Raw genomic sequence first — 17,610 nt, forward strand, 5'->3', positions numbered from 1 at the left:
AGATTTATGAAAATACGTCAGCTTTGTGCGTTTTTTAGGAGGGGAGGATTTAAAACCGACAGAGGCGCGGATAAACCGCTATCTGGCATTGGATTGTAATTTGAGACGGGCGGGTACCGTAGGGGCTGGGCTTGTCCCTGCCCTTTACCCGCCCCTACAATTTACAACACTGCTTTAGTTATTCACCGCCAGATGATTCATCATTTCTCCGCGGGTTTCTCGGTACTCTTTTGGGGTTTGACAGAAATGGCGTTTAAACACTGCATACATATATTGCAGTGATGGGTAACCACAGATATTGGCTATTTCTATTGGATTCACCTGAGTGTCTACCAGCATCTTGCAGGCTTTTACCAGTTTCTGGTTATGCAGCTCAGTATGAATCGAATGGCCACGTTCCGCTCTAAAACGTTGTTCCAAGTTAGAACGAGATATACCTACAAAATCTGTGACTTGTTCTACTTTGGCACCACGGGTGGCGTTACGGCGGATGTAGTGCATGGCTTGAATAACATAAGGGTCACGTAGTGCCTTAAAGTCGGTTGACTGGCGTGAGGCGACTCCCACCGGAGGCACCAGAACGCGTTTGCTCCCTACATCTATGTTATTGAGTTGGGTATGCAGCAGTTTAGCTGCCTTATAGCCCATTTCGAAACAGCCTTGAGTCACAGAGCTTAAACTGATGCGGTTCAGAAAACGCGCTATGTCATCGTCATCTATGCCGATGATAGAAATATTGTCCGGCACCACTATGCCCAGATGTTCACAGGCTTGCAGCAGATGGCGGGCGCGGGAATCCGTGACTGCAATAATACCTATGGGCTTTGGCAAGCTTTGGATCCAGTCTGTCAGGCGGTTCATCGCATACTGCCAGGTTTCAGGCCTGGTGCAGTGGCCCTGATAAATCTGACAGTCGTAGCCATCCTGTGCTGTTAACTTTTTCACTGCGTTTTCCCGCTCAGTGGCCCAGCGGTGCTGTTCATCTGTGGGAACGCTATAAAATGCGAATTGGTCTAATCCCTTGCGTTTCAGGTGCTCATAGGCTGCGTTAACCAGCGCAAAATTATCTGTCGCAACATAAGGTACTGCCGGATAATCTGAGGCTTTGGTATAAGAACCACCTACTCCAACTATGGGTTTGGTTGTACCTGCCAAAGCGCGCTGAATATTCATATCATCGAAGTCGGCAATAATTCCGTCGCCACCCCACTCATGAATATGTTCAAGGCGGCAAAGGAAGTCTTCTTCAAGATAGACATCCCAGTCGACTTTAGATGATTGTAGATAATGACCAATACCTTCGATCACTTGCCTGTCAAATACCTTATTGGCATTAAACAAAAGTGTAATGCTGTGTTTTGCTTTAAACATTTCCCCGTCCTGTCATTGTGCCATCCGTATCTGGAGCCGCACACTGATGCAACTCCACTTACTTTGGCTCTTTATAGTTATCTTTTTTAATTTTCTTATTGAGCGGGCTAAATATTAGCCAGTCGAGCTTTTTTGGCAAAGGATAAAACAGAATTCAGTAACTAATTATGAATTTTCGTAATTGCTGGCTGACATTGCCTCGCCAAGTATTAGCTCACCAAAAGTCAGAACAGAATACAAAATATGTACATAGGCATAGATTTAGGCACTTCGGGTATCAAGGTTATTTTGCTTGGCGAGAACGGCAAAGTGACTGACAGCGCCAGTGCCGAGTTATTGGTCAGCAGACCACAACCCTTGTGGTCTGAGCAAAATCCAGAGCATTGGTGGCTTGGTTTACAGTCATGCATGGATCAGTTAAGTCAGCGCCAATCCCTGGCGAGTGTAAAAGCTATAGGTTTGGCAGGGCAGATGCATGGCGCTACGTTGCTGGACGAACAAAACCAGATTATTCGGCCTGCTATTTTATGGAACGATGGCCGATCTTTCGAACAATGCCAGCAATTGGCGGTGAAAGTAGCGGATTTACCGCAGATCACCGGCAATCTGGCTATGCCAGGTTTTACTGCTCCTAAATTACTGTGGTTACGCCAGCAGGAACCTGCTGCTTTTGCCAGGGTGGCTAAAGTGCTGCTGCCGAAAGATTATTTACGTTTTTGCTTAAGCGGTGACTTTGCATCTGACATGTCAGATTCAGCCGGCACTTTATGGTTGGATGTGGCGAAACGTGACTGGAACGACGAGCTGCTGTGCGCTTGTGGTTTAAGTCGTGACCAAATGCCGAAACTTTACGAAGGTAATCAAATCACCGGCATCTTATTACCTGAACTGGCAAAGCGCTGGGGTTTAGCTGCTGTGCCTTTGATTGCAGGCGGCGGTGACAATGCCGCTGGTGCTGTTGGTGCTGGCATAGTGCATCCTGGTCAGGCTATGTTATCTCTTGGTACTTCTGGTGTGTATTTTGCCGTCAGTGATGGTTTTCTGGCGAATCCACAATCTGCTGTGCATAGCTTTTGTCACGCTTTGCCTGATACCTGGCACTTGATGTCTGTGACCTTAAGTGCGGCCAGCTGTTTGCAATGGTATGCCGAACAGTTGGTGAAAACCCCTGTGGCTAATTTGTTAGCAGATTTAGACCAAGGGCTTGGTGCTATTGAAGATATGCCGCTGTTTTTACCTTACCTGTCGGGCGAGCGCACGCCACATAACAATCCAAATGCCAAAGGTGTCTGGTTTGGTCTGGACTACAACACCGATCAAAAAGCGCTGACTTATTCAGTGCTTGAAGGTGTCAGCTTTGCCTTGTTTCAGGGTGCAGAAGCGCTGCATGCCAGCGGCCTGATGCCCACCGAAATTAACCTGATAGGTGGTGGTGCCAGAAGCTCTTATTGGCGTCAGTTGCTGGCTGATGTAATGAACCAACCGTTGACCTTCAGAGAAGGTGGTGAAGTAGGGCCAGCTTTAGGTGCTGCCCGTCTTGCTTACTTGGCGATGGAACCCGACACAGCGCTGGATGTGCTGTGCCCGCCACCACCAGTGGTCAGCCAGCATCTGCCTGACGCCAAACGTCACGCAGCTTTAGCCAAACGCTACAGCAAGTTTAAGGCTTTGTATCAGTCGTTGGTTGAGCATTTTTAATGGGTAGGGGCGGGGCTTGTCCCCGCCCGTCTCAAATTACAAGGCGATGTTATTGAGGCTTGTCCCCGTCTGCCTCAATAGAACGCCGATGCCATTAAATAAATTGTAGGGGCGGGGTTTACCCCCGCCCGTTCAGGTATCTAACCGAGATAGCAAAGACCACCTGAATAAAGCAAAAGCACAAGATAGCTCTGAAAAAACATAATTGTGATTAAAGTCAGCAATGCCCACCATTAGCAGCATTGGAATTGGTGTAACACAGGAGAGCAAAATGGCTCAGTATTTCGATCAGATTAATAAAATTGCATATGAAGGTGCTGATAGCACCAACCCTTTAGCTTTTAAACATTACAACGCCAACGAAGTCATTTTGGGTAAAACCATGGCAGAGCATTTGCGTATGGCCGCCTGCTACTGGCACAACTTCTGCTGGAACGGTCAGGATGTTTTTGGTCAGGGTACTTTTGGTCGTCCATGGTTAGAAGCAGGCGACGCTATGGCACAAGCCAAAGCCAAAGCCGACGTTGCCTTTGAATTTTTCAGCAAGCTGAGCATTCCTTATTACTGCTTCCATGACATAGATGTGGCGCCTGAAGGCAACAGCATTAAAGAGTACATTAGTAACTTCGCCGCTATGGTCGACGTACTTGAACAGAAGCAGGCTGAAACCGGTGTGAAACTGCTGTGGGGCACAGCGAATTTATTCAGTAATCCACGTTATGCTGCAGGCGCTGCGACTAACCCTGATCCAGAAATTTTCAGTTACGGCGCTACACAAGTTTTCCATGCCATGAACGCAACTCAGCGTTTAGGTGGTGAAAACTATGTACTGTGGGGCGGTCGTGAAGGTTACGAAACCCTGCTGAATACCGATTTGCGTCAGGAGCGTGAGCAACTGGGCCGCTTTATGCAAATGGTGGTTGAGCATAAACATAAAATTGGTTTCAAAGGCACTTTACTGATCGAACCTAAGCCACAGGAACCAACCAAACACCAGTACGATTATGACTCTGCTACTGTCTATGGTTTCCTGAAGCAATTTGGCCTGGAAAAAGAATTCGCGATGAATATCGAAGCCAACCACGCGACTCTGGCCGGTCATTCTTTCCATCACGAGATAGCAACCGCTATTTCTCTGGATATTTTTGGCAGCATTGACGCTAACCGTGGTGATGCGCAAAACGGCTGGGATACTGACCAGTTCCCCAACAGCGTAGAAGAGCTGAGTCTGGTAATGTACGAAATTCTGAAAGCTGGTGGCTTCACCACAGGTGGCTTTAACTTTGACGCCAAATTACGCCGCCAGAGTATGGATCGCGCCGATCTGTTCCATGGTCATATTGGTGGTATGGATCACCTGGCTATGGCATTAAAACGTGCAGCAACCCTGATTGAAAAAGACTTCTTAGGTCAGGCTGTCGCTCAGCGTTATGCCGGTTGGAAAGGTGAATTAGGTGGCGCTATCCAAACAGGTGGTCATTCTCTGCAATCGCTGGCTGCTATGGTTGAGCGCGAACAGTTAAGCCCGAAAGCCGTTAGCGGTCGTCAGGAATTGCTGGAAAATCAAGTGAATCTGGTGTTATTCAGATAAGGGAACCCGAACCCTGTCGTTGCCCGGCTTGTCTGGGCGTTTTGTCCGGGCGCAGAGAAGCTACTGCGCCCTATTTTCTTTTTTGTCACTGCTTGACCTCCTATCTGCTGAAATTCCGTTAAAAGCGTTTCGCCTTTTCTTTGGATAGCTTTCTTTTGCTTCGCCAAAAGAAAGCTATCCAAAGAAAAGGCGACCCCAGGTCGCAGCGAAAGCCCGGCCCAAAATCGTGCGTCCAAGGCGACGAGGCAACTCGCTCGTCGCTACCGCTCCTCACTCAGACACTCCTCGTCTTAAAACCTTGGCCACCCAATTTTGTCCGGCTCGCGCCCCAATGGGGATTTGGTGCCAATAGTTGGAATTGATTTTTTTACGGAACAGATCTGGTGTCAGGTCTTGCCCTTTGCCCTGACAGCAGATTCGATTCTTTAACGCTGCTCAAAGCAGATGTGCGGAAAGCCTCGATTGATTTTGCTTATTCTGCAGCCCTTTAAGAAACTCTGGGGCTAGATCTGCTCCGTTCGGCCACACCACAGTCTCAAGCTCTGGATCCACTGATACTTTACGAAAAACGGTGACGTCCTTCAGCGCTTCAAATACTGGCCCATGCAGTTCGCCACCCAGATCGACCTCGCCAGAAGTGCCATCATCAAAGGCTACCCAAATTTTGTAATCAGCCACGTATTTTGCAGATTTTATATGCAACATCTTTTACTCCAGTGGTGCTATGTAATTTAGGGGCTCACCTGCTTTGGCTCTGCGCCAATTTTCTTCCAGCTCGCTTTTGTGCATTCCTATCCACTCCTGCACAAAGGTCGCTGCTCTTTTGGGCAACTCCCCTTCCAGAATGGTTCCATCAAATGCAAATAGCGCTTCATAGCCAGAATATTTTGCATGAAAATGCGGTGGATTGTGATCATTAAAATACATGGCAATCAAAATGCCGTAAAAGCGGCTGATGACAGGCATTATCTGTATCCTATTGAAAAGCATAAACTCATCATATTGCATCAAAGTGACATGTCAAATTAGCGAGAAATTTCTATGGTGTGTAATTAGGCTTTGCTTGGTTACATCCTCTTATCGTTGCAGCGAACGCCAGATCGTGTAAAGGTATAGAAGATAAGCCGGCCGGGACAAGCCCAGCCCTTTGAAAATTAAACTTAGTTATTTACCAGCTTTTTCCGCCAGTTTGATGAGCTTAGGCACCACTTCTTTTGGCTGGTTTTTCCGGTCAAATAATAATGGGTAATCTGTTCTGCCTTTCATGGGCCAGTCGTTGCGCCAGGTTTGGTTGTCGTTGACCCCCCATAAGGTGACTCGTTGAACGACGTTGCTGTGGCGTAAAAACAGTTCAAATAATTGCAGGTACTTGTTTGATAGCTGGTCGCTGACGGCTTTAGGCAAACCAGCGGCGTAAGGGTTAAACTCCTGCTTTAATTGCATGTTTAAAGAGATATCAGCACCTATATTTTCCGGATCAGGGAATGGCAGCACTGAGATATCCAGTTCGGTAATCATCACAGGTAGCCCTGTTTTGCCAAAAGCTATAATGGAATCTTCCACTTGCTGCAGCTCCGGGTAATCCAGGCTGTAGTGTCCTTGCTCGCCAATGCCGTGTATCGGCACATTTTTCGCTTTTAAAGCAGCAACCAGTTTTAACACGCCGTCCCGTTTTTCTGGCTTAAATAAATTGAAGTCGTTGTAATAGAGTTCAGCTTTAGGGTCGGCCTTGTGGGCAATTTCAAACACTGTGGCTATATAGTCTTCGCCTAAGGCTTTATACCAGTTGGATTGGCGCAAAGTTCCGTCTTCGTTTAAAGCTTCGTTCACCGCATCCCAGCCCTGAATACGGCCTTTGTAGCGGCCCATTACGGCGTTGATATGGTTTGTCAGTCTGGATAACACCAGCTCTTTTGAAGCGGGTTGGCCTTTAGCGTCCTGAAATACCCAGGCTGGCGTTTGTTCATGCCATAACAATACATGGCCTATCACTTTGATATTATTGGCTTCGGCGAACTCAATCATGGCGTCGGCTGCAGCAAAGTTGAACTGGCCCTCCACAGGTTCAATTGCTTCCCATTTCATAATGTTTTCGGCCGTTAAAACATTAAACTGCTGTTTCACCAGATCCAGAGTGCCAGGCTCCTGATCCCGAATTTGGCGTTCACTTAAGGCAGTTCCTACGCTGAAATAGGGGCTGTAGGCCTGCTGAAGAGAGATTGTTTGATTTTCTGCCAGTACAGTACCGCTGAGTAGGGTGCTGCATAACATAAGACAAAGTGAAGTAGATCGCATGTAATAACTCCGATAAGTAAATTAAAAGTTTGTAAAGCTGCAGCTGTTAACCTGCTTTTTCTAACTGATAACGGATCCGTGCCTTAAAAGGTTGGCCGGGGTGGGTAAAGTGAAATGGAAAGCCTTTCTGATTCGGTGAATCCGGGAAAAACTGAGGTTCAAGGCAAATGCCTTGTCGTGACTGAAAAGGCTCACCTAAGTGATCCCCTGTGTATACCTGCAAGCCCGGATAGTCGGAACTTACTTTCAATCGCAACAGACCATCCGGACTGATTAACTCAGCCGCTGTCTGTTGTAAGTTACCGTCGACCACAAAATTATGATCAAGGCGAAGGTCATCCAGAGGTTTAGCGCTGCTGAAATCCATGCTGCTACCTTGTACTTTAGGCAGCTGTCCTGTCGGAATACTTTGCGCATCCACCACAGCATAATGAGCCGCATTCAGGCAGAGTTGATGTTGGTTGATGCTTGCCTTGTCTGCGGACAGATTAAAGTACGGATGCAGCGTTGGACCGACCAAAGTAATGACATCACTGCTGGCCTCCAACAAAACATCTAAAATGCTTTGGTCTGACAATTGATAAGTGATGCGAAAAGACACAGGGCCCGGGTAGCCTCCTTGTCCATCCGCCATTTCGCAGCCAAGAACCAGTTTGGAAGTTTGTTGCTCTACTACATGCCAGTTCATTTGATGCAAACCAGAGGAGCCACCGTGTAACTGATTTTGGCCTTCGTTTTGCTCCAACTGGTAAAGCTGCTGGCCTATCATCAAGCGGCCTTTACTGATTCTATTGGCGTAGGGACCAACCAAAGCGCCCAGATAAAAACAGTCCTGGCCATAATCCTCGGGTTGTGGGTAACACAGCAATAGTTCGCGGTTGCTATTGCCCAATGCAGTAGACCAGTGTTGCATAGCTGCGCCACGTTCCAGAATACTTAGCTGGTCGCCAGCTTTATTGGTCAGATAAAAAACCTTCATAACCTTACTCTCTTTTTAAATACCACACTAGGGGCGGGGTTTATCCCCGTCTGTTTTACGTTCAAATCGAATGCCTGAAAGGTATTGAACCGTGCCCATAAAACAACACCCCGGTATATACCCATCGTACTTGAAGCTGCGGCTTGGTTAACTGCGCTATCTCGCCCCAGTCACGCGGGTTGGGGCAAGCCCAGCACCTAAACCCGCACCTCCAAGGCTGCAACGTCAATATTTGGGGTATATACCACCCTGTAGGGGCGGCGGTTTATCCTCGCCCGTCTCGCGTTCTAATCAAATGCCGGAAAGGGTTTAGCCTTGCATATCTTCTAATTCTGTTCCCTTGGTTTCATGCACCATCCTGATCACAAAGATAATAGAGAGCGCAGCGCCTAGTGTGTAAAGACCATAAGTACCAGCCAAACCTATACCTGCTAATAACAATGGGAAAGTCATCGTAATCAGGAAGTTACAACTCCACTGTGCTAAGCCACTGACAGCCAGGCCTAAACCTCGAATTTGATTTGGGAACATCTCGCCCAGCATCACCCACATCACTGGGCCCCAGGACAAGTTAAAAAAGAAGACGTAAGCGTTGGCACTGATCAGCGCTACTTTGCCCCAGTCACCCAACAGCAGATTGCCACTTTCATCTTGTCCTGCATTGGCAAAACAAAGCACCATCAAACCCAAGGTAAAAGCCATGCCGATTGAGCCCCATTTCAACAAAGGTTTACGGCCTACTTTATCGATAATCAGTAATGTAATGACACAAGCAGCTATGCTTAAACCACCGCTAATGACATTAATCAATAAGGCGTCAGATTCGGAAAATCCGACTGCCTGCCACAATACAGCTCCGTAATAAAATACGACATTAATACCCACCAACTGCTGAAAGCTGGCGAGGCCTATACCCACCCAGACAATTTTGCGCACTTTGCCTGTCTGTTTACTCAATAAGTCTGTCATTCTGGGTTGATGGTCAGCAGACAAGGACTGTTGGATCTCTGCTAGTTTGCGCTTCGAGGCTGAGTCGCCATACAAACGCCCCAATACAGCTGCAGCAGAATCGTTACGACCTTTTAGCACCAGAAAACGTGGGCTTTCAGGAATAAAAAACAGCATCACTAAAAACAGCACTGCGGGGATCAGTTCTATCCAGAACATCCAGCGCCAGGCGGCAAAGTCCAGCCATAACGCCGAAGTGGAAGCTCCGGCCACTTCGGCCAGCAGATAATTGCTGACAAAAGCCATGAACAGGCCAAAAATAATAGCGATTTGCTGCAAAGTGGTAAGCATGCCTCTGTAGCGGGCAGGAGCTACTTCACAAATATAGGCTGGAGTAATAACAGATGCCGCACCTACGGCTAAACCCCCTAAAATACGATAAATAACAAATTCAAAAGAACCTTCAGCAATACCAGAACCCCAAGCGCTGACGATAAACAATACTGCCGCCAGCAATAAAATCGTTTTGCGGCCGCTTATATCAGCAAGGCGGCCGGCAAAAAAAGCACCTACGGCACACCCAAGCAGCATACTGGCTACATTAAATCCTGTGCCGACGCTTTCCGAATTAAAGGCTTGCTGCAGGCCATCAACAGTGCCGTTGATCACACCGCTGTCAAATCCAAACAAAAAGCCGCCTATGGTGGCGACTAAGCTGATAAACAAAATAAAAACTTTGTTATCTTCTGAAACTGATGGCTCATTGCTGTGCTGCAAAATAATAACTCCTGTGGATGAACGCAGTGTCTGAGCATAAGTTCTGTTTGACCGAAATACAGCCGCCTTGTTAAAAATCATAATTCTTTCAGTACATTCCGTTAGTCCGCTTTGGCCACTGCCGATGTATGTTAAGGTCAGAAAAAATCAAGCTATAGAGGCTTGCCGGTGGCTCTTGCGGTAGCCAAAGTAAAGAAACAACTATAAAAACAGCCAGCGACATGCAGGCGTGAGACAGCAACAGGCGAATTGATATGCAAACAGAAGTACAAAAATTAAGTGTCACGGAAAAAATTGGCTATAGCCTCGGGGATCTGGCAGCCAATTTGATTTTTCAAACCCTGATGACTTTTTTGGCTTTTTTCTATACAGATGTCTACCAAATACCAGCTGGAGCTGCTGCTACTATTATCTTTATCGGTGGCTTAATCGGCGCCTGTTTTAACCCTATCATGGGCATTATCGCCGACCGTACTCAAACCCGCTGGGGCAAGTTCCGTCCCTGGATCCTCTGGACCTCTGTTCCTTTTGGCATCATTGCGCTGTTAGCTTTCAGCACGCCGGATTTCAGCCCTGAAGGCAAAATTGCCTACGCTTTTATTACTTATGTGGTGCTGGTGCTGGTGTATTCAGCCAATAACCTGCCGTATTCAGCCTTAAGTGGCGTGCTGACCGGTAATATGGCCGACCGCAACAGTGTGTCGGCCTACCGTTTTGTTGCTGTGATGGTGGCGCAATTTATTATTCAGGCGCTGCTGTTACCGCTGGTGCTGATTCTGGGCGATGGCGATAAAGCTGTAGGTTTTGAAAACACCATGACGCTGTTTGCCTGTGTGGGCATTGTGTTTTTCCTGATTACTTTTATCACCACCAAAGAGCGGGTTTTAACCTGCAGTGCTGGCAGCTCAACCATTCGTCAGGATATAGGCGATCTGCTGAAAAACCGTCCTTGGGCCATAATGCTGGTGCTGACTGTATTGGTATTTATTACCCTGGCATTGAAAGGCGGTATGTATATTTTTTACTTTGAAAATTATTTAAGCGAACAACATGTCGCTGTATTTCTTGAGGATATTGGATTTAATGCCTTTATTGCCGGTTTAAACGCTATGCTGACTGGTATGGGGCTAACTGAGTTTCTTTGGCCTAAAGATGCGGCCACTTCAGGTTTTAGTTTATTTAATGCTGGCGGCATTATTTGCATGATTTTAGGTATAGGGTTTTCAAAGCCCCTGGCTGATCGTTTTGGCAAACGTGATGTGTTTGCTGTAGCGCTTTTTATCTCGACTTTATTTGTGATGGCGTTTTATCTGTTCCCGTCCGATGCCATAGGTCTGGTATTTTCCTCACAACTTTTACATGGATTTTTCTACGGCATCACTATTCCACTGCTGTGGGCCATGATTGCTGATGTGGCAGATTATTCCGAATGGAAAAACCATCGCCGCGCTACCGCTATTATTTTTTCTGCCATGATTTTTGGTTTGAAACTGGGCTTGAGTATAGGTGGTGCCTTAGTCGCTGGTATTCTGGCTCACTTTGGTTATGACGCTCAGCTGGCTGCCCAAGCTCCTGAGACGATCAATGGTATTAAATTATCCGTCAGTCTGTTTGCCTCAGTGCCTTTCCTGTTGGGGGTAGCCTGCGTTTGCCTGTATGAAATTAACAAACACAAAGAAAGCCAGATAGAGCAGGAGCTGAATGAACGCCGCGCTGCCGCTGGTTTAGCACAAGCGGAGTAAGTGGTATGTCTGAAGATTTAACAGTTTTAAAGGCCAAAGCGATTTCCCAGCCTCTGGTCGAGCACATTTATACGGCTGACCCTTCGGCCCATGTGTTTGATGGCCGTATTTATATTTATCCGTCGCACGATATAGAGGCTGGTATTCCCTTTAACGACAACGGCGATCACTTTGGTATGCAGGATTACCATGTGCTGTCACTGGATAACCCCGAAAGCCCTGCTGTCGATCATGGCGTGGCTTTAGACATTAAAGATGTACCTTGGGCAGAGCGTCAGATGTGGGCGCCCGATGCAGCCAGAAAAAATGGCACCTACTACTTTTACTTTCCGGCAAAACGACCGGACGGCATCTTCCAGATTGGCGTAGCTGTAGCGGATTCGCCTGTTGGGCCTTTTAAAGCTCAGCCAAAAGCTATTGAAGGCAGTTATTCAATAGACCCTGCTGTATTTGAAGATGATGACGGCAGCTTTTATATGTATTTTGGCGGTATCTGGGGTGGGCAGTTACAAAACTATCGCAACAATCAATACAGCGCTGACAATGCAGAACCTGCTGCCGCTGAACCGGCATTAGGGCCAAAAGTGGCAAAATTACGTGACGATATGCTGGAGTTTGCTGAAGCGCCACGTGAAGTACTGATTCTGGACGAACAAGGCCAGGTACTGTTAGCTGGTGATACAGACAGACGCTTTTTTGAAGCCTCCTGGCTGCATAAATACCAGGGCAAATACTACTTCTCTTATTCCACTGGCGACACGCATTTTTTATGTTATGCCACAGGCGATAATCCGTACGGACCTTTTACCTATCAGGGCCGGATTTTAGAACCTGTAGTTGGCTGGACCACGCACCACTCTATTTGTGAATTTGAAGGCAAATGGTATCTGTTTTATCACGACTCCATTTTGTCCGAAGGTGTCACGCATTTACGTTCAGTCAAAATGGCGGAAATTCAGTACGACGCTAATGGCAAAATCCAAACCTTAAAGCCCTACAGGGATTGATGACAAGGAGACTCTCGTGGGTAGACAACTACTTTCTGCTGTATTGGGCTTAGGGGTCGCTTTTGCGGCTTCGGCTCAGCAGCCTTATCAAAATGCCAGTTTGCCAACAGAGCAGAGAGTAGAGGATCTGCTATCGCGCATGACGTTGGAAGAAAAGGTAGCTCAATTGCAAACCGTCTGGCAAAAACGTCGCACTCTGGAAGATAAAGAGCTGCAGTTTCTACCGGAAAAGGCTAAAGAGCTCATACCCCTGGGTATTGGTCATATAGGTCGCCCCAGTGAATTTAAAACCCCGCAGCAAACGGCAGAATTTAATAATGCTCTGCAGCGCTGGTTAAAGGAAAATACCCGATTGGGTATCCCTGCCATGATGCATGAAGAAGCTTTACATGGCTATGCCGCTTTTGATGCCACCAGTTTTCCACAAGCTATTGCGCTTGCCAGTAGCTGGTCGCCGCAGGATATGCATGACGTCTATGCTTTGTCTGCCCGTGAAATGCGGGCGACCGGTTCGCACTGGGCTTTAACCCCTATTCTTGATATAGCCCGTGACCCTCGTTGGGGGCGGATAGAAGAAACTATGGGCGAAGATCCGTACCTGATGTCAGCCATGGGTGTAGCCGCAGTCGAAGGTTTTCAGGGTAAAACAGGGAAAACCGGCCAATTTGCGGCAGATAAAGTAGTGTCGACCTTAAAGCATCTGACAGGTCATGGTCAGCCCGCTGCAGGGGTCAATATTGCCCCGGCTTTTATCGGTGAGCGTGAATTGCATGAAGTGTTTTTGCCGCCTTTTGAGGCTGCGGTAAAACTGGCGCATGCCAGCAGTATTATGGCGTCTTACAATGAAATCGACGGCATTCCTTCTCACGTTAACAAGCCGTTGCTGGAAGATGTGGTACGCCAGCAATGGGGTTTTAATGGCGTGATTGTCAGCGACTACTTTGCCATTGAGGAGCTCAATACCAGGCATAGTTTGTATGAAAGCGAAGCCGCAGCAGCTAAAGCTGCTTTATTAGCTGGGGTAGATATGGAGACCCCGGATCCAAAAACTTTTCCGCATTTAACCGGCCTGGTGAAATCCGGTGAGTTGGATGAAGCCGCAATAGACAAAGCAGTGCGGCGGGTATTGGCGCTGAAATTCCGTTTAGGTTTGTTTGAACAACCTTATGTCGATGCCAGCAAAGCCAATGGCATAGTGGGCGCAGCTTCAGATCGTGTTTTTGCCCGTCAGGTGGCAGAAAAATCTATGGTGCTGCTGAAAAATGACGGTACTTTGCCGTTAAAAGCCGACAAGATCAAACACCTGGCCGTTATTGGGCCTCATGCCGATGAAGTGCTACTGGGTGGCTACAGCAGTATTCCGCGCCAGACTGTCAGTATTGTTGATGGCTTACGACAAAAGCTAGAGGGCAAAGCTAAAGTTGAGTTTGCTCCAGGCACAAAACTGACAAAAGCTTTAACCCAAACTCCAGCCAAACAAGCGGCTTTTGTGACGTCTGATATAGCCGATCGTAGCAAAGCTGCTGGTACTTATTCGATGCAGCGCTGGAACTATGACGATATTCGTTTAGCTGATGAGGCCGATCGCAAAGGTTTGCTGGATCAAGCTGTGGCTTTGGCAAAAAAAGCTGATGCTGTAGTGCTGGTATTGGGCGAAAACGAAGGCTTATCGCGCGAAGCCTGGGCTGATACCCATTTAGGCGATCGCACCAGTTTAGATTTGGTTGGCAATCAACTGGAGTTAGCCAAAGCTATTTTGGCCACAGGCAAGCCACTGGTGCTGGTATTGACTAATGGCCGGCCCTTGGCTTTGGGGGAGTTGGCGGAGTCTATGCCAGCTATTGTTGAAGCCTGGTATCTGGGGCAGGAGACCGGCTCCGCCCTGGCTAATGTTTTGTTAGGTGATGTAAGCCCTTCGGGTAAATTACCTCTGACCTTTCCTCGAAGTGCTGGCCATGTTCCGAGTTACTACAACCACAAAGTGTCTGCCAAGCGGGGTTACCTGTTTGACGATATTAGTCCCTTGTATGTATTTGGCCATGGTTTGAGTTACAGCAGCTTTGAGTACAGTGCACTGGAGATTGACGAGAGTAGTGCCAAAGCCAATGGCGAAGTCAGAGTTCGCATGACTATTCGCAATAACGGTAACTTTGATGCAACAGAGGTCGTTCAACTTTATATTCAGGATCCTGTGGCCAGCGTGACCAGGCCTATAAAGCAATTGAAGGGGTTTCAACCTGTACCGTTAAAAGCGGGTGAACAGGCGCGGCTTGAATTTATGTTACCGGTGAACCTGTTGGCGTTTTTTGATCAACAAATGAACTGGGTGGTTGAGCCGGGCGAAATTAAGCTAATGATTGGCAGCTCTTCAGCAGATATTCGTCTCAATGGCAGCTTTAACATCAAAGGTGACGTGACAGAGGTCGGCGCGACTAAGGCTTACTTAAGTCAGGCGAGGATTTATTAATGAATTGGCAGGCAGGAGTAATGGCAATGACAAAGGCAAAGAAGCGAAAAGAAATCAGCAGGAGTTTGCTTGTGCTGGCGGGAGGCTTAGTGTTAACGGGTTGTGGTCAACCCGCAGTGCAGGCGCCTGAAGCCGTGCCTGACAAGGCTGCCAGTCAAAGCTCAACCGAAAAACCTATGATTACGCCAGCCAACTGGCCTTTGCAACAGCCGCCTATAGCGCGCAGTCAGGCCATAGAAGACAAAATTAAAGCGCTGCTGGCCCAGATGAGCCCTGAACAAAAAGTAGGGCAGATTATTCAGGCCGACATTGCCTCAGTGACGCCAAAGCAGGTTCGGGATTATTATTTAGGCTCTGTGCTAAATGGCGGTAACTCAGCACCTGGTCGGGATAACAGGGCCGGCGCAGCCGCCTGGCTGGAACTGGCCGATGCGTTTTGGCAAGCCAGCACAGATACCAGCGATGGCCGGCCTTACATCCCTGTGATGTGGGGCACGGACGCTGTGCATGGTCACAGCAATGTCAAAGGCGCTACGATTTTCCCGCACAATATCGGTTTGGGCGCTATGCGTGAGCCTGAGCTGATGCGTGAAATTGGCCGGGTGACAGCAGTCGAAATGCAAGTGACAGGTCTGGACTGGACCTTTGCTCCTACTATTGCCGTAGTACGGGACGACCGTTGGGGTCGCACTTATGAATCTTATGGTGAAGACCCACAGCTGGTTGCTTCTTATGCGCCTCATATTTTGCAAGGTATTCAGGGTGTGCCTGGCAGTGCCGACTTTTTAAAAGGCCAGCATATGCTGGCGACTGTTAAACATTTTCTCGGTGATGGCGGCACCATAGATGGCAAAGATCAGGGTGACAATCAGCATTCTGAGGCAGAGCTACGTGATTTACATGGTGCGCCTTATTACACAGCTATAGCAGCCGGAGCCCGTGTGGTGATGGCGTCTTACAACAGCTGGTTTGGCGAAAAAATGCATGGCTATCGGCCTATGCTGAACGATGTGCTGGTTGAGCGTATGGGCTTTGACGGTTTTGTCGTCGGTGACTGGAATGGTCATGGCCAGGTCAAGGGCTGCACGCCAACAGACTGTGCTAATTCGCTGAACGGTGGTCTGGACATGTTTATGGCGCCAGACAGTTGGGAGAAGTTGTATCAGAACACTTTAGCTCAAGTGAAAGATGGCCGAATTTCGGCAGAACGACTGGATGAGGCCGTAAGTCGTGTGCTGAGGATCAAAGCTGAAATGGGCTTGTTTGAACAGGTCAAACCTTCAGAGCGGCCTTTGGCTGGTCGTTATGAATTATTAGGCAGTTCAGAGCATAGAGCGCTAGCCCGGCAGGCAGCGCGTAAGTCTTTAGTATTGCTGAAAAACAATCAGCAGCTGTTGCCCTTAAAGGCTGGTAGCAAAGTCTTAGTGGCTGGTGATGCAGCTGATCATATTGGTAAACAAAGCGGTGGCTGGACTTTAAGCTGGCAAGGCTCAGGTAATAAAAACACCGATTTCCCTAATGGTGAATCTATTTATGCCGGTATTAAACAAGCGGTAGAGATGGGGGGAGGCAAAGTAGAGCTGAGCGAGAATGGCCGCTTTACTGATAAACCTGACGTGGCCGTTGTGGTGTTTGGTGAAGAACCTTACGCTGAATTTGTCGGCGATCGCAGCCATCTTGCTTTTGATGATGGCCGGGCTTTGCAAACTCTTACTGAATTAAAAGCTTTGGGTATTCCAACTGTGTCTGTCTTTATCTCTGGCCGACCTTTATGGGTGAATCCGGAATTGAACCAGTCTGATGCCTTTGTCGCTGCTTTTTTACCTGGTAGTGAAGGTGGAGCCGTGGCTGATCTGTTAGTCCGCTCGCCTGAAGGGGAGATACGCCATGATTTTCAGGGTAAGTTATCTTTCTCCTGGCCAGCAAAAGCCACAGGCGAGTTGTTAAATTATGGCGACCAGAATTATCAGCCACTTTTTGCGTATGGCTATGGCCTAAGCTACAGCGATAAAACCGAAGTGGCGAAGCTAAGCGAAGAGTCTGGGATTAGCGCTGATCAGGTGTTGAACTTCAGTCGTTATCTGCATGCGGGTAAGGCAGTCAATCCATGGCAGTTGCAATTGCTGGATAAAGGTGAAGTGACTGTTGTCACTGAACCGCTGCAAAAGTCAGCTGATGGCGCTATCGAAGTTGCGGCTACCGACAGGTTACAGCAGGAAGACTCAGTGCTGCTGACATTCCATAAAGATGCCGCAGTTGTATTAAATCACGCACAAGGCGTTAGTCTGGATTTAAGTCGTCAGGCCAATGGCGATATGACACTGGAACTTGAGTATCAGGTAGTTGCTATGACGCAGGCCCCAGATGCTGCCGCAAAAGTTAGGGTCGGTATGAATTGTGGTGACAACTGTAAATCTAGTCTGGATTTCACCAGCTACTTTAGCAGTATGAGCGGTAAAGGCTGGCAGAGTCTGAAGATCCCATTGCGCTGTTTCAGTCAGGCCAACACTACTTTTGATTTGACCAAAATTAGTCAGCCGCTGGTACTCGAAGCGACAGCAGGCTTCAAGCTGCAATTAGCCAAAGTACGTCTGGCAGAGAATGAAGGCCAGGGCCAATGTGGTAACTAACTAACCTGAACTCGGGATAAGCAGCGCCGCTGAACGAGCATCTTTTCGTGCATCTCTGCGTTGCTGTGTCTAACCATAGCTCGCTATGGCGTACGACAAAGCGCC

Annotated in this window: 12 protein-coding genes; 6 read left to right on the forward strand and 6 right to left on the reverse strand. The window is 48.0% G+C overall.

From position 1 onward, the window contains the following. Nucleotides 1-174 precede the first annotated feature (174 nt). Nucleotides 175-1,371, reverse strand: a complete 1,197-nt coding sequence (locus tag EMM73_RS07465; protein ID WP_127685826.1) for a XylR family transcriptional regulator — start codon at nucleotides 1,369-1,371, stop codon at nucleotides 175-177. Between the two features lie 243 nt (nucleotides 1,372-1,614). Between EMM73_RS07465 and xylB the strand changes: the two genes are divergently transcribed. Both xylB and xylA read left to right on the forward strand, forming a co-directional pair. Further along, nucleotides 1,615-3,069 (forward strand): xylulokinase, encoded by a 1,455-nt coding sequence (xylB, locus tag EMM73_RS07470; RefSeq protein WP_127685827.1) that lies wholly within the window; start codon nucleotides 1,615-1,617, stop codon nucleotides 3,067-3,069. Nucleotides 3,070-3,340: 271 nt separating this feature from the next. Further along, nucleotides 3,341-4,660, forward strand: coding sequence for a xylose isomerase (gene xylA, locus EMM73_RS07475; protein ID WP_127685828.1), 1,320 nt, complete (start codon nucleotides 3,341-3,343; stop codon nucleotides 4,658-4,660). A gap of 435 nt (nucleotides 4,661-5,095) precedes the next feature. On the opposite strand, the gene EMM73_RS07480 is transcribed toward xylA, so the two are convergent. The 5 genes from EMM73_RS07480 to EMM73_RS07500 form a co-directional block, all read right to left on the reverse strand. Then, nucleotides 5,096-5,365: a DUF2442 domain-containing protein gene (locus EMM73_RS07480; RefSeq protein ID WP_127685829.1), complete on the reverse strand. Its 270-nt coding sequence runs from the start codon at nucleotides 5,363-5,365 to the stop codon at nucleotides 5,096-5,098. Between the two features lie 3 nt (nucleotides 5,366-5,368). Next, on the reverse strand, nucleotides 5,369-5,668 hold the full coding sequence (locus tag EMM73_RS07485) for a DUF4160 domain-containing protein (RefSeq protein ID WP_261373349.1): 300 nt from the start codon (nucleotides 5,666-5,668) through the stop codon (nucleotides 5,369-5,371). A 156-nt stretch (nucleotides 5,669-5,824) separates the two neighbouring features. Further along, entirely contained in the window at nucleotides 5,825-6,955 is a 1,131-nt protein-coding gene (locus EMM73_RS07490; protein ID WP_222422621.1) for an endo-1,4-beta-xylanase, read from the reverse strand. A gap of 46 nt (nucleotides 6,956-7,001) precedes the next feature. Further along, complete coding sequence (locus tag EMM73_RS07495; protein WP_127685830.1) at nucleotides 7,002-7,934, reverse strand: aldose epimerase family protein; 933 nt, start codon at nucleotides 7,932-7,934, stop codon at nucleotides 7,002-7,004. 309 nt (nucleotides 7,935-8,243) lie between these two features. Further along, nucleotides 8,244-9,659 carry a sugar porter family MFS transporter gene (locus EMM73_RS07500; RefSeq protein WP_222422622.1) on the reverse strand — a complete coding sequence of 472 codons (1,416 nt, stop codon included), beginning with the start codon at nucleotides 9,657-9,659 and terminating at the stop codon, nucleotides 8,244-8,246. Between the two features lie 254 nt (nucleotides 9,660-9,913). Between EMM73_RS07500 and EMM73_RS07505 the strand changes: the two genes are divergently transcribed. From EMM73_RS07505 to EMM73_RS07520, 4 genes are read left to right on the forward strand one after another with little or no spacing between them, the layout of a single operon-like run. Continuing rightward, the gene (locus EMM73_RS07505) at nucleotides 9,914-11,401 is read left to right on the forward strand and encodes an MFS transporter (protein WP_127685832.1); all 1,488 of its coding nucleotides are present in this window, start codon (nucleotides 9,914-9,916) and stop codon (nucleotides 11,399-11,401) included. Between the two features lie 5 nt (nucleotides 11,402-11,406). After that, nucleotides 11,407-12,408 (forward strand): glycoside hydrolase family 43 protein, encoded by a 1,002-nt coding sequence (locus tag EMM73_RS07510; RefSeq protein ID WP_127685833.1) that lies wholly within the window; start codon nucleotides 11,407-11,409, stop codon nucleotides 12,406-12,408. A 16-nt stretch (nucleotides 12,409-12,424) separates the two neighbouring features. Beyond that, on the forward strand, nucleotides 12,425-14,875 hold the full coding sequence (locus tag EMM73_RS07515) for a glycoside hydrolase family 3 N-terminal domain-containing protein (RefSeq protein ID WP_222422623.1): 2,451 nt from the start codon (nucleotides 12,425-12,427) through the stop codon (nucleotides 14,873-14,875). Nucleotides 14,876-14,901: 26 nt separating this feature from the next. Then, the gene (locus EMM73_RS07520; protein WP_222422624.1) at nucleotides 14,902-17,505 is read left to right on the forward strand and encodes a glycoside hydrolase family 3 protein; all 2,604 of its coding nucleotides are present in this window, start codon (nucleotides 14,902-14,904) and stop codon (nucleotides 17,503-17,505) included. Nucleotides 17,506-17,610 lie beyond the last annotated feature (105 nt).

The organism is Rheinheimera sediminis, from assembly GCF_004005375.1.
Lineage (GTDB): Bacteria > Pseudomonadota > Gammaproteobacteria > Enterobacterales > Alteromonadaceae > Pararheinheimera.

Coding starts and splice junctions, on each gene's coding strand:
- EMM73_RS07520 (WP_222422624.1), top strand. CDS start 14,902: ATGACAAAGGCAAAGAAGCGAAAAGAAATCAGCAGGAGTTTGCTTGTG.
- EMM73_RS07480 (WP_127685829.1), bottom strand. CDS start 5,365: ATGTTGCATATAAAATCTGCAAAATACGTGGCTGATTACAAAATTTGG.
- EMM73_RS07490 (WP_222422621.1), bottom strand. CDS start 6,955: ATGCGATCTACTTCACTTTGTCTTATGTTATGCAGCACCCTACTCAGC.
- EMM73_RS07485 (WP_261373349.1), bottom strand. CDS start 5,668: ATGCAATATGATGAGTTTATGCTTTTCAATAGGATACAGATAATGCCT.
- EMM73_RS07465 (WP_127685826.1), bottom strand. CDS start 1,371: ATGTTTAAAGCAAAACACAGCATTACACTTTTGTTTAATGCCAATAAG.
- xylB (WP_127685827.1), top strand. CDS start 1,615: ATGTACATAGGCATAGATTTAGGCACTTCGGGTATCAAGGTTATTTTG.
- EMM73_RS07510 (WP_127685833.1), top strand. CDS start 11,407: ATGTCTGAAGATTTAACAGTTTTAAAGGCCAAAGCGATTTCCCAGCCT.
- EMM73_RS07505 (WP_127685832.1), top strand. CDS start 9,914: ATGCAAACAGAAGTACAAAAATTAAGTGTCACGGAAAAAATTGGCTAT.
- EMM73_RS07495 (WP_127685830.1), bottom strand. CDS start 7,934: ATGAAGGTTTTTTATCTGACCAATAAAGCTGGCGACCAGCTAAGTATT.
- xylA (WP_127685828.1), top strand. CDS start 3,341: ATGGCTCAGTATTTCGATCAGATTAATAAAATTGCATATGAAGGTGCT.